The 13,350-nt window shown below is 63.2% G+C and carries 7 protein-coding genes and 1 pseudogene; 2 read left to right on the top strand and 6 right to left on the bottom strand.

The window, feature by feature from the left end:
- Window positions 1-109 precede the first annotated feature (109 nt).
- The 4 genes and pseudogenes from ACZ54P_RS20515 to ACZ54P_RS20500 form a co-directional block, all read right to left on the bottom strand.
- Window positions 110-796 (bottom strand): annotated as a pseudogene (locus ACZ54P_RS20515) (IS256 family transposase); the annotation flags it as partial.
- 220 nt (window positions 797-1,016) lie between these two features.
- On the bottom strand, window positions 1,017-3,668 hold the full coding sequence (locus ACZ54P_RS20510; protein ID WP_465463142.1) for a hypothetical protein: 2,652 nt from the start codon (window positions 3,666-3,668) through the stop codon (window positions 1,017-1,019).
- Window positions 3,665-5,164: a hypothetical protein gene (locus ACZ54P_RS20505; protein ID WP_465463141.1), complete on the bottom strand. Its 1,500-nt coding sequence runs from the start codon at window positions 5,162-5,164 to the stop codon at window positions 3,665-3,667. The genes ACZ54P_RS20510 and ACZ54P_RS20505 overlap by 4 nt, the downstream gene beginning before the upstream one ends.
- A gap of 288 nt (window positions 5,165-5,452) precedes the next feature.
- On the bottom strand, window positions 5,453-6,934 hold the full coding sequence (locus ACZ54P_RS20500; protein WP_465463140.1) for a UvrD-helicase domain-containing protein: 1,482 nt from the start codon (window positions 6,932-6,934) through the stop codon (window positions 5,453-5,455).
- A gap of 577 nt (window positions 6,935-7,511) precedes the next feature.
- Here ACZ54P_RS20500 and ACZ54P_RS20495 point away from each other — a divergent pair.
- Window positions 7,512-8,888 carry a phosphorothioated DNA-binding restriction endonuclease family protein gene (locus ACZ54P_RS20495; RefSeq protein ID WP_465463139.1) on the top strand — a complete coding sequence of 459 codons (1,377 nt, stop codon included), beginning with the start codon at window positions 7,512-7,514 and terminating at the stop codon, window positions 8,886-8,888.
- Between the two features lie 249 nt (window positions 8,889-9,137).
- Window positions 9,138-9,692 carry a hypothetical protein gene (locus ACZ54P_RS20490; RefSeq protein ID WP_465463138.1) on the top strand — a complete coding sequence of 185 codons (555 nt, stop codon included), beginning with the start codon at window positions 9,138-9,140 and terminating at the stop codon, window positions 9,690-9,692.
- Window positions 9,693-9,727: 35 nt separating this feature from the next.
- On the opposite strand, the gene ACZ54P_RS20485 is transcribed toward ACZ54P_RS20490, so the two are convergent.
- Window positions 9,728-12,517 (bottom strand): AAA domain-containing protein, encoded by a 2,790-nt coding sequence (locus tag ACZ54P_RS20485; protein WP_465463137.1) that lies wholly within the window; start codon window positions 12,515-12,517, stop codon window positions 9,728-9,730.
- A gap of 170 nt (window positions 12,518-12,687) precedes the next feature.
- Entirely contained in the window at window positions 12,688-13,179 is a 492-nt protein-coding gene (locus ACZ54P_RS20480; RefSeq protein WP_465463136.1) for a relaxase domain-containing protein, read from the bottom strand.
- Window positions 13,180-13,350 lie beyond the last annotated feature (171 nt).

Here is a 13,350-nt window from a genome sequence, read left to right as displayed (position 1 = left end):
TCGCGTCACGACGGAACTGCTCCGGATACTTCGACCTGCGAGGCACCAGGACATCCTCCCTCCAGACCAGCGTCTGGAATCAAGGTGTCCGCATCGCGGGGGCAGCTCCACCGCGGTTCTTCAACTCGGTAAGCACGTGCAGCCAGTACTTGGCACCCTCGCCACCGTCGCCGACCCACAAGCCAAGGATGTCCCGACGGCCCTCGCAGGTCACCGCCAACGCGACATAGATCGGCCGGTTGGCGACCTTGCCATCACGGATCTTCACGTGGATCGCGTCGATGAAGATCACCGGATAGACCGGGTCCAGTGGCCGATTCTGCCATTCGACCATGCCCTCGACCACCTTATCGGTGATGGTGGAGATGGTCTGCCGCGACACTTCGGCGCCATAGACCTCGGCTAGATGCGCGGAGATCTCTCCGGTGGTCAATCCCTTGGCAGCCAAGGAGATCACCATCTCGTCGACCCCGGTCAGGCGCTTCTGCCGCTTCGCGACGATCTTCGGCTCGAAGCTCGCGTCCCGGTCCCGCGGCACGTCGACCTGCACAGGCCCGACGTCGGTCAGGACAGTCTTGGAGCGGGTGCCGTTACGTGAGTTGCCGGTCCCGCGACCAGCTGGGTCGTGCTTGTCATAGCCCAGGTGATCAGTGATCTCGCCATCCAGCGCGGACTCCAGCAACCGCTTGGTCAGCTGCTGCAATACCCCGCCCTCACCGGTCAGCTTCAGCCCACCGGCCTTGGCACGGTTCAGCAGCTGCTCGACGAGCTGGTCGTCCAGGCCCTCCAAACCCATCTCGGGCTTCGAGTCCTCAGCGTTCTCCACGCCGGACATCATCTCGGTCATCAGGTGCACTTCCATGATCGGGAGTTACACCGAACGTTTTACAGTCCCGCGAGTTGCTCACTAACCACACGCCTCTGGCTTACCTGACATTCGGTAGTTGCTTAGGGCGCCTGTGGCAGGGGTATGTGAATATCTCCGTGTGCGTGGGTCTGGGGAAATCAAATCCTGTTTACCTGCTGTGCTGGCCAGTCCTGGTGGGGCCGGGCCGATATGCCTGCAGCGCCGCCACGAGAAGCTGATGGTTGACACGTACGGCCTCGGTCAGTGCGTGGATCCGTGTCGGTACGGGTTCAAGGGGGTAGGTCTTTCCTCCTTGGGGAAAGCCGTCGTCGCCGGCCAGCATGGAGAGCGGGGTGCTCATGGGGGTCAGTTCGTAGACGCGCCATCGGGGCGCGGTGGACTCGGCGATCGCGAGCGTTTTGCCTTCTCTGAGAACCACGGTGGTCTTGTGCTCATTCCGGGCGAGTACCGCGGACGGTGTACGCACGAGAGTCGCGGCCCTGGCCGCAACACGTCGTGGGTTGCGGAACGTGCCGTCGATGACCCATACACCGTCCTGCATTTCGGCGGGCAGGTCCTCTTGCTCCAGCGCGGCACGGTCTTCCGCGTGCGGATCGTCGACTGCGGTCGCGGCGAGGTCGATGACGCCCTTCACCTCGCTCCACGTGGGGACCCGTGCATAGGGCTTGTCCGGGGCGTAAAGGTATTCGTCCGCGAGCTCCGGGTCGGCGTAGGCCACCAGTTCTACTGTGCCCGCCCAAGCCGACTTCGCGATGACGTCGTATTCGCCGCCACCGTGCAGCGTGGCGTCCTGAAGCAATAGGGCCAGGCATGCGGAGATCAGCGAGCTCAAAAAGTCCAGTGCTTGCCCTGGGATGCTCGATTGTTCGTCGGCATCGGGAACGAGTGAGCACGCGAGGTCACGAAGCTCCGGTCTCCAGCCTTCGTCTGTGCCCCAGACTGACGCGGCGAGCAGTACCAAGTAGGTGCGGGCGACGAGCATGCGCAGTTCCAGGGGTGGTCGGGGAACGGCCGTCGCCGCCTTCGTCCACCGGTGCGCCCAGGCTCGGTATTGACTTCTCTGCGATGTGGAAATGTCCGGTGCTGCGCGGCGAGAATCGGCTGGGGTATCGGTCAAACCCTCGATCGTGTCGTCGGACTCTCCCTCGGCAATCTCTGAATCGTTGGCTTCGGGGCCGACCGCCCACTCGGTTGTCGTGGTACCAGGACTGACGAAAGCGCCAGGGAAAAGCACACCAGTGAGGTGGGGACCGAGGCTGCGTTCCACGGATTCCAGCCAGATGCCCCAACGGTCGTCGGAGTCTGCGGCCGATGCCGTAACCGCAGTCGAGCGAAGGGGTGCCGTGGCAGTGGCCGTCTTGTGTTCCTGCACATGGCCGAGGAGTCGGAGCAGGTCGGCGTTGAACCGGCCTGCCAGGACCTTGTCGGTGAGGACGGTGTCATCGTCGCCGACGAAGGTCATCCGTGGCTGGTCGGAAGTGTCGGCGCGAGGGCGGCACCGAACCGTATCGGTGAGGAAGACGACCGGTGATACTACCTGCTGGTCTCCCACCCGGGCCTTGGCACGAACGGCGCCCCCGAGCTGTTCCGGCGCGATGAACTGCACACTTTGGACAGTGGAACCGTCAGGGGTGAAGACTTGCAGGGCCGTCCACGTGTCCGGGGAGCCGTTGGGGGAAGACTCAAGAGTGATCGGCTCTTGGGTGGTGGTGATCAGCTCGACGGTGATCGCGTGCTGGACCCGTCGCGCGCCCAGGACGACGAGCGCCACGGCGGGGTCAGTGCGCAGGTCGCCAGGGATCGTGTCCTTTCGGCTGAGCGTGGACCGGTCGACTGATGCTTCCCAGGGCAGGAGCGACGTGAGGATCGGGGCTGTGGTCACGAGTTCGCAGTTGCCACCGTCCACCGTGGTCGTGAGCAGCGCCGCGGCACTGAGGTTTGCGCTGCCGGTCATGGCCGTCGTCTTACCGCCGACGCTCCATTCCACGAGTTTGCCGTGCCGGGTGCGGTTCTCGTCCAAAAACGAGAAACTGGTTCGTGGCACGGCGGCCGTGGCATCCAACAATGCTTTCCCGCTGTATTGGGAAAGGCTTTCCTGGAGTGCCATGGAGACCTCATCAGGGCGCATCCTCCCGATCAGCGCCTCTACCGCGCGAGCACGCGCATCGAAGAACGGTGCAGTCATCCGCAACGAATCCACAGGGCTCGTCGGAAGCTGGTCGATCAGCGAGCGTCGGAGGTTGCCGAATACCCGGACCCCCGGCAGGGTGTCATCGATCTCGGACGGGGTGATCCAGTCCCCGATGAGCGCCACGGTGTCGCCGACCCAGGACGGCATCTTGACGACTCGTGGCAGGTCGGCGAGCCAAGCGCCGAGGTCGTGCAGTGCCCGTGGCCCCGTTCGGCGGGAAGCCCGGATCACGAGCCACAACTCGAAGTTGTGGCCCCAGCCGGACATGGTCGGGTTGCCTGATCCGATGGCCACCCAGACGTCGTCGTCACCGGCAAGGACGACGAGCTTCGGGTGGAATGCCCCGCCACAGCTTGCCTGACCGTGTTGGTAGGCCCGGCCTGCGTGCCGTACGTCGACGGCTTCGTGGACGGTCTGGGCGGCGTCGCCGAGCACCGTGATCCTGGCGCCCAGTGCGCGCGCGATGGAGACGCAGTGGCGTTCGAAGAAGACCAGATCGAGGGTGAAACCGGTGACGAGGAGCTCACGCAGCGGCGCGCCGTCCGTGCGGCCTTCCCACTCGTGCAGGAGCGACAGCGGCGAATGGAACTGGAAGTCGGGTTTGCTCATGTGTGCAGGTCCAGCAGTGTCTCGGCTAGCGGGGTGATTACGAGGCGGTCACCGCCTGGCTCGGTGAATCCCAGTTGCCCGGCCATGAACTCGAGCTGTTCGACCCGCAGTCCGACATTGCCCGCCCCCTCCGCACCGACCGCATAGTACCGGCCGTTCCGCTCGTGCAGCTTGGTGAACAGCTTCATCCGGCCATAGGTGTCGAATTTGAGCTTGCGCAGCGCGACTCGGCGGGATTGCGCGAGCATGTCGTCGACGAAGGAACGAGCGAGCTCGGCCATTGTTCCGCTTGCGTGTTCGCGGTGCCGGTTCGCCACCCAATTCGGATCCAGGAACTGCTTTCGCTCGGGATATCGGCCGAGAAAGGCGGCACGGCTGCGTCCGGTGAGCTGCTCTTTACGCCGTCCACCGGCCAGTAACACGGCGAGATCTGCCAGGACCGGTGGATGTTCGGCCCGCAGTTGTTGTTCGGCTGGGCTCGGTTCGTTTTCGCCATCGACCAGCGGCGGCCAATTCGCGACAAAGTCCTGTACGGTCACCGCCGTTGCCTCCGCCGAGATCCACTCGTACAGGTCATCCTTCGTCGCCGAGCCATTCTCACTGACCTCACTGACCAACTCGGCCCAGAGTCGCCGCCAGGCACCGACGGACAGCCTCCGGAGAAGGGTCCCCCGCCAAGCCGATGCCCGTTCCTCGCCGCTCAGCACCGGGTCGGTTCTGATGCGGCCGCCGTAAGCGACGCTGAGGTACAACGCATCCGACCAGGTCGAAGCCGTCGGCTCGAGTTGTGCCGATCTGGCAAGGATCCGCAGCGTCGAGCGGCGGGTCCGATCGTCACCCGTCCAGTCAGCGGGAAGGTGAAGTCCGTCGCGGGTGGCGGTGAAAAGCTCTCGCAGAGGTCCCAGATCCGCGGTCCCGGTCGCGTCCATGGCGAGCTCGGCCAGGTCGATGGCTTCCTCCGGCTGAATCGGACGATCGGCCGCAGTCTCGAGCAGAGGCGCATACATCTGCCGCACGGCAAGTGGACAGTCGCGACGACCAGGACGTAGTGCGCCTTCTTCGACCGTAACCGTTCCCATGACGACACTGGGGCCGTTGTACTGCGACCAGAAGCCCCAGGCACGAGGCGAGTAGGAGCCTCGACCGAGTTCGGCGAGTTCGTCAACCTTGCCGGTATCCAGCAGTGATGCGACTCGGTCGCCGCCGTGCGCGGCGATCTCATTGCCGCGTGAGACGAGAGCCAGCGCGACCTCAGAACGTCGCAGGACCGTCTGGCACTTTTCGGCGCCCCAGCCTCTTCGCCCTGCGATATCCGCTAGCGCCCAGTAGAGGGAGTAGTAGCGCACGAGTCTGGTCAGCGTCGAAACGCCGGGCACCAACGTGTCGACCATGCCCATCACTGATGCCTCGACCGAGAGAGGGTAGCGGCCGCCGCCCAGGTCCAGGCCTGGCTCGCACCAAGCTGGACCCGCGACCTCGGCCTGCGTCGCAGTCATCGTGTCGCGCCCCCGAAACGTCCTCGCTGGATCATGAATACTCCGTCGGTGGTCACCGATGTTTCGTTTCATGTGATCCGGCCGCGCGTCTGCGCAGTCGCTACGTGACGAACAAGTGCTCCGGAACCACGCAGAAGAGGACCGATGCGAAATGGCGACGAGTACGACCTTCAACAACGTCTGATCAGCACATCTGACTGGGGACTGAGGAGGCACAGGAAACGCCTCCGGGAGACTCGTGGGCAAACGATGGTTCTGGCCTCGGCAGGGCCGTACTTGGCATGGTGCCTACGACTGGGTGGGGTTGCCGTCGGGGTGTTGGTTGATCCAGGAGAGGCCGCCGAGGTCGAGCTGGTGCTGGGCACGGGTGACGGCGACGTAGGCGAGGCGGGCTTCAGCGGGTTCTATCTTCCCGGGCATAGGGTCTCCGCCGAGTTCGGTGTCTTCGGGGTCGTCGGGCTCGGGGAAGTCGTCGGCGATCCGGACGGTGGGCCATTCGCGGCCTTTGGCGGCGTGGGCGGTGGAGACGGTGACTTCGGCGTGGGTTTCGGCACTGAGCTGGGCCAGGGTTTGGAGGACGACGTCGACGCCGTGTTCGTCGATGACGTCGACGAACGGGAGCAGGTCGCGGCCGTCGGAGTCCCACTCGACGTACTCCTGGACCTCTCCCCAGGTGGAGAACAGCAGCAGGTCGCGATGGGTGGTGCGCTTTCCGGCTTGCAGGTCGCGGGCGGCTTCGGCGAGTTTGCGGAGTTCGGCCGCGCGGCCGGCGAGCGCGACCTGGCGGCCGTCGCCGAGCTGGGTGAGGAGCTCGGCGATCGCGCCGCCGTTGGTCCGGCACAGGATCGCTTTCGGTGCCGTGACCGGAGCGAGCTCGCTGTTGACATGCGGGGAGCCGGTGAGGCGGATCGGTGCGCCGGCGATCGCGAGCCATCGGTTCGCCTCGGCCGCGATCGCGGGGCCGAAGCGAAAGGAGTGCGACAGCGCGAGCTGCTGAGCGCGGAAGCCGGTCATGACGTCGCGGGCTCCGCGCCAGCCGTAGATGGCTTGGGCGGAGTCACCGACCATGACCAGCTGGGCGTGCGCGCCTTGGTCGAGGAAGACCTGCTCGACGACCGGGTTGGTGTCCTGGGCTTCGTCCAAGAGCAGGAACTCGCCGTGGATCCGCGGACGGGTCAGTGCCCACATCTTCAGATAGTGGTCGTGCTTGAACGGGACCTTCCCGCGGTCGGGAGTTTGCAGGTCAGCCCACATTCGGGTGGCTAACGGCAGCACGATATCCACGAGCTGGTCGTGCTCGTTCTCGTCGGTGATGCCCTTGGGCCAGGGGACGTGCAGTCGGTTGAGGACGTCGTCAGCGGAGTAGCAGTACTGCATCACGGTGTCCCGGGCGATCGAGCACAGGGTCGAGGGCTGCAGTTTCCGGGTGCCGATGGTGACGTTCATCCTGATGCCCAGCAGCTGTGCCAGCTTCACGGTGGCCATCCGCGGCCTTTCCATCCGCTCGACGAACTGGTGCCCGATCGCTTTGAACGCCAGGCTGTGCGCGGTCGAGCAACGCACGTTGCCGCGGAACTTCCGCCGCGCTTCCTGCGCTATCGCCTTGTTGAACGCCAGATACTGGCCTTGCCAGCACGTCGCCGCGCCGAGCATGGTCAGCGTGGTGGTCTTACCTGTTCCCGCTCCAGCCTGCAGCACCAGATCCGTGCCGCTGCGGAACACCTCCACAGCCGCGTCCTGCTCAGGTGTCGGACGACGTGACGAAATCAAGTTCCCTCCCCGGAACCGTTGACGATCACATGATCACATACCTGCACGACAATTTACGCGGAATGCACTTTCGCTTTGATCCAGGGTGCTCGGGTCCTGTACAACTCACGGCTGCTTCTCCGGATTGACCGGCGGCCAACTACCGCCGGGAAGCAGTTCGGTTTCCGTCAGCAGGGGGAGCTCGGCCGGGCAGTACTGAGACTCGACAAGACCTGGCACTGACGGAGCGGTTCAGTCTGATTGACGAGAATTGGCGGCGTTAGAGCTACAGTCTGCGCCATCGCGACCGCGTCGGCCGTCATTACCGGGTGATGATCTACTGGGTCAGGCGCATGGTGGCCGGAGCACAAGCCGCATCTGCGTTGTGAGCAGGGCATATACCGTTGTCGATCGCGCTGACTGCGGGCGGCGGGGCGACTGCCAGCAGATCATTCCGGTCTGTCGGGTACCGGAACGTCCGGCTGATCTGTGGTGACCTTCGTCGGGTTCAGCCCGTCCAGCAGCAGTCCCTTCCTTTGATGGGCAGGGTATCCCGGGTTCGCGAAATTTGTCGGTGGGGATCTCTAAGGTCGTGACCGTGACGATCGATGATCAGGTTCCTGGCGTGGTACTGCAGCCGCGTGGTCGCTCGGCTACTGCACGTGATCACTATGAAAGGTCGATGCGGCGAGGCATCAGTCTGGCTGAGTACGCCGGGCCATTGGACGCCCAGCTCGAGGTCCTTACCAGGTTGTATCCGGATGGTGTCGCGAGACTTTGGGGCGCAACGCCGACCGACAGCACGAGCAACGAGAAGTTTCAGGCATTGCGAGATCGGCGAGTGGGAGACATCGTCCTGTTCTATGCGGACAAGGCCTTCTACGCGCGTGCGTCGATCGCCTACCTGTTCCGAGATCCGGCAGCGGCGCGAGCAATTTGGGGCGTCGAACTGAACGAGGGGCGCGAGGTCACCTGGGAACACATGATGGCTCTGACCGATCTGCGACCACTTGATCCCCCGATGCCGGCGGAGGAACTAGGTGTGACAGTCCCGCTGCGTGGCCTGCGCCTGGCCTCGCCCGACCAGACCACGGCCATACAGATCCAACTGGACGGTCGAATGCATCACGCCGAGCATGTACCTGCGCAGTCTGCACAGGCCAGGTTGACGCGGCAAGAATTCGTCACCGCGCTCACGTTGCTGGAGCCTTCCCGATGGGCGGACACGGTGACCGTGTTATGGATGATCGGCAGGCAGGTACACGGCGGCTCCAGGCGGATCCCTTGGCCGGAAGTTCGCGAAGCGCTGGAAGAGCTGCTGGTCAAGGTTGGCTCGTCCGAGCCGCCGAAGGTGCAGGTCCTGTCGCTGTGTTCCACCGGCTTCTGGGAGGCCGATGGATTCGATCCCCAACGTGGCGACTTCGACGAGCGCGGCACGGTGGGTTTCACCGCCGCCGCGGGCAAGCTGCTCGATTCTACGAAAGCACAGGGTGAGATCATCGCAGTGCTGATGCGTAGGCTGCCCGACGAGATAGACAAGGCCGATCTGCTTGAGACTGTCGGTCTGGCTGGGTTCACCAGCGCAAGCGGACAGCCGGTCGAACGGGTCGAAGGCCGTGTTTCGCACATGCTGCGGGATGTCGAGCTTGCCAGAAGAGTCAAATCTCTCCACGCCGATACCTGCCAGGTCTGTGAAGTACAGCTGGAAACCCGAGATGGTTACCGGAGCGACGCGGCCCACATTCGTGGCCTCGGCAGCCCGCATGACGGGCCGGATGAACTTGAGAATCTACTGTGTCTCTGCCCGAATCATCATGCGCAGTTCGATGGATTCGGGATTTACGTTGACGAGGACTGGAACGTTAGGCGCACTCGGGACCGCCGGTTGCTTACACCACTTCGTCGCGAGGATGGACATGCCATCAGTGACGCTCACATTGCCTACCACCGTGCCCTGTGCGGGCGAGAGATCTGAATCGACCCGCGCCTTGGAACCGATCCGACAGGAGTCGGCTGAATCGAAACTGTCAGATCCTGGTTGTACGCTGTGATCGTACCCGCACCGACTAGCAGCCATAGCACTGGTATCGGCAGCTCCGGGCTGCCTGAGCTAAGGGCAGCCTGCGCCGACCAGCTGTAGTGTCGACACGGCCGCCGGTAATCCCTTTGTCTGCGACACTTGGCAGACAAAGGGATTCCGCTTCCGGAAGAACGAGGAGATTGTGTGGCGATCGAAGACGTCTACTTGTTGGCGATGCATGAGCCCTACCAGGCTCCAGAACACCCTGTGCCGATCAACGCCATCGTCGTGCACGCAAAAACACTGCTTCACACATCCGTTCCGCAACCCGATGGCGGCCGCATGTACAGGTGCCTCACGGAGTTTCCGGTCCGCAAACCAGGATGTCTCGTGCCGCTTTCCACGCTGACCTTCGAGCTTGGCGGTGGCCGACTCTGGCCCGTAGTCGCAGATTGGGAACGCGTGGTTGACGCTGTCGTGCATGTCGCTCGCCACAAAGGCTGCGACGCTATGCCGATGGGCCTGCCAGACGCAATGGCCGCCTTGCTGGCCCAAGGCCCCACCTCCACCTTGACGATTCATTACCCCGATGGGCGACAGGTGCAGGTGGGATGGCAGGAGCGTGAACAGCACATTGACGAGCTCATGGGTCATATCCGCGGCTACATCGCGCGGGGCGGCCCCTTTTGGCCAGGCGACGACCTCGTGGCGCCGCCCACCCAGCCGCAGGTCATGCCCTACCAGCCCTTCGGCGGGTAGGCACGTTCAATCAACTCGCTGGCGTGCACACGACTTCAATTTTCGGAAACTGAGCGACGAGCCCAGTGGGACTCAGCACTGATCAGCGCGTCCAGGATTCGTTGCTGCTCGCCGCTGCCGGTGGTCGGTAGCCGCAACAATGGCAGGTCGTGCACGCGCAAGATCTCGTTCTTGAGGGCGTCTCGCGCCAACTGAGTCGGCTTGTTCTCGTGGAAGGCGAACCCGTCGACCTCGATGGCCAGCAGCGGTTGGTTGGTCACCCGGTTGTACACCACGAAGTCGAGCGATGCCCGGTTTTTCACGTAGGTGGCTTGAGCCGGGGTGAGTCGATCGGAATTCGGCAGCAGATTCTTCAGAAGTACCTGGGGAACGGCCGTCAGATGCGCGTAACGCCGCTCAGCGAAGATGTCATGCAGCACGGTCCAGATGATGTCTTCGGATAGGTACTTGCGTTCCTTCCTGAGTCGCGCGGCCAGTGGTCGCAGCCGCTGCGAGTAGGCTTTGTAGAGCAGATCGAACACGGAGACCACGGTGCTGTCGACGACTTCGTCGCCGGGGTTGTGATAGCGGATGTAGCCGACCAAGTCCTGAATATGGCGACTGGTGGGCATCATGGCGTGGTTCGTCACGAGGATGAACCGTCGGACCGCACGTGACACCGCTACATTGATCATCTGTGGATCGTCGACGAACGGCAGTCCCGTGCGGCCGCGCCACGTCTCGTCCAGGACGGTGGTCAGGATGACCACCTGCTTTTGGCGGCCTTGAAATCGATGAACCGTGTCAGCCTGGATCTGATCGAGTATGTCGCGGGTCTTGTCAGCTTGTAGCCTGTAAGGGGTGGTGATCCCTATGTCCGCGTCGGCGAAGCCCCGGCAGTGATCCCTGATGACCTCTTGGCTGATGACGTCCACCTCGCGCTGGTTCGAGCGACCTCCTGCGTGGTGGCGGCGCATGTGATTGCCCTCGACGGTCCGTACCACGAGCATCGGCTGCTCGACGCCGCTGGTGGTGTACGGGATCAGTTCGCCTTCGTAGAACTTTTTGTTACAGAATCCGATAATGGCGGGGTCGCATCGGTAATGCTCTCGCAGCAGCGCGCTTGGTAGTTCTGCGCCGTACTGCTCCGACAGTGAGGACAAGAGATTGTGGCGTCGGTAGTCATAAGCAGGCATCGGCGGCGTGAGATCGGCTGCGGCTTCGACAGGGATGGGCGGGAGTTGCTTTTGGTCACCGACCACGATCACGTTGCGAGCGCACGACATCGCCAGGCCTGCCAGCAGGAGGTCGACCTGAGAAGCCTCATCGATGATGAGGTAGTCGAGCAGGTATCCGTCGGAGATGCTGGCCCGCAGTGAATGACACGTGCTCAACAACGCTGGGTAGTCCTCCATGAAAGTCGCGAACGTGCGCCCGTTCTTATAGGAGTCCGCGTTGTAGTTGGTACGGGGAAGCTTTCGGTATCGATCGGCGAGTTCGGCGTGGAGGAGCTGGATGGACAACTGCTGGTGGTCTTGAGCGATCTGCTCGAAGGCGGCCCGTTGCAGTCGACTGTCGAGAAGCTCGACTTCGTGCTCCAACTCGGCGATTCGTTTGGTGTAGTACGCCAGTTGCAGGCGGAGCACGACATCGGTATCGGCCGGGTCGAGTGTACGCAGCGACCCGTACTTGAAGTAGTTACTGATCCGCCTCAGTAGTCGCGGGCGCGAGCCCGCCAGGGCTAGCTGACTCTCGGCCAGGTAGTCGATGATCCGGTCAGCAGACTTCCTCAGCAGCGGGAGTTTTTCCAGCTCAGGAAGCTGCACCTGCTCGAGATGACGTTCGAAATGCCGTAGTTCGAGACGGTGGGCGTCGAGCGTCTGACGCCGGTCTGCGCGGACGCGTTCATGCTCCTGCAGCTCGCGCAGTCGCCGATCCAGATCTGTCAGCTGTCCCGGGTCAGGTGGCTGTGGGGCACCGGATACGAACTGCGAGACTGCCGCGTTGCGGGCCGGCTGTCGCGTGAAGAATTCCTCTCGCTTCTGTTTGCGGCCGAGGTTGCCGAGCATGTGTCCGAAACCGAGTTCGTCGAGTTTGTCGCGAACGTTGTCGACGGCGGCATTGCCGAACGAGACGATGCCTACGGTCTTGTGCTGGACGGCGGTGATGTTGGCGATCAGGTTGAGGATCGTCTCGGTTTTCCCGGTTCCTGGCGGCCCCTCGATGACCGAGATCGACCGGCTCAAGGCGTTCTCGACGGCTTTGCGTTGGCTGAGATTACAGCGGAACGGGAAGATCGGGGTGGTATCCAGTGGCTGCGACGCTATCGGTGCCCCTGTCAGGTACGAACTGAGCACACTCTCCGGGTGGACAAAGGTGAGCCGGTCATACGCGGATCGCAAGGGATCATCGGAGTCGAGGCGGGAGACGATCGTGCGCCAGTAGCGCAGCACGTCGTTGACGAGCGGTATGGCAGTTCCTGATGTGATGACGCGGACCTGGGCAGCGGGGTAGGTCCGGTACGACTCTCCAGCGCGAGTTCGATAGAAGACTCGACACCATGCGCCGTGGACTCCGGAGAACATGACGGTTTCGGTCGCGCTCTCCCACAAACTTCCGTCGACTTCGACTCGGTCTTCGCCCGTCACGATGCGTCGTACCGCGTTGCGCAGGACCTGCACGCGATCCGGCCCATACGAGAAGACCTTGCCTTGGCCGTTGAAGGTGATTCGGATTCGCTGACTCCCAGGCTGAAACTCGTATCGCGCTACGCTCCGGGTTTCATCCTTGAAGACACCGGTCTGGCGATCGCGGATCAGCACCGCTTCGTTGCGTAGATCGATCACGCTGCCCCCCATTGATCCACCTCTCCGCGGAGTGGCGTGCTAGTTCGGACGAACTACGAGGGTTTGTGGAATGGCACGCAAGGTGCAGGTCGTGTCCGGCCAGCCGGACAACAATGCCTCGGGAATGCCGTCAATCTGCCACTTGCTCTCGTGATGCTCGGAGTTCCAGCTCACCCCAGCGAATCAACGAGGTTGCGTCGCAGCGCGCCCATGTACAGAGGCGACGCCACGGCGAGTGCCTGGTCGAGCGTGCCCCAGTCCACCGGGTAGGCACGGCCGTCCAGCCCCGTGACGGTGGGTTCGACCAGGATGTGGGCGTGAAGGTGTGGTTGCTGGTCAGCACTGCTGAAGTGTGGGACCACCGTGGTGTTGAGGCCTTGGCAATCGAGCATGGCCGGCCCGGAGCGGGCGAATGCGGCCTTCTCGTCGAGCCAGCGAAGAGTGTCGGTCACTGCTGCGTCGTGACCGGCGATCACGGCACTCAATTTGTCGTCGTCAGGGGAGAGGAGTGCCAGCAACGCGGATACCGATTTCGGTGCCGCAAGCGTGATGTCGCGCGTTCCTGGGGGGACCGCCGCCGGGGCGCTTCTATTCGGCAGTGTGGCGGCATCGAACAAGCGAGTGGGATCGATTCGTTTGAGCTTGCGACGCAAGAAGGACACGCCAGTTGACCTTACATGCGGTTGTCGAGAGTGAGAGTGCAGGCCCGAGCCGCGGGGCCACCTGCATGTTCGACGATGCAGAAGTCGAGCGCGGGCGGTTAAATTGAAGTATGCTACGCTACGATTTTCACCGGTCGCACCGCATACTATTACTGATTCTCGAGAAAACGC

The organism is Amycolatopsis sp. NPDC034160, assembly GCF_055575355.1.
The sequence above is the reverse complement of the archived record's forward strand: the minus strand, read 5'-3'. Positions and strand labels throughout refer to the sequence as shown.

Excerpts from the sequence above, each read along its gene's own strand:
- ACZ54P_RS20505 (WP_465463141.1), bottom strand. The coding sequence starts at position 5,164 with ATGACTGCGACGCAGGCCGAGGTCGCGGGTCCAGCTTGGTGCGAGCCA.
- ACZ54P_RS20510 (WP_465463142.1), bottom strand. The coding sequence starts at position 3,668 with ATGAGCAAACCCGACTTCCAGTTCCATTCGCCGCTGTCGCTCCTGCAC.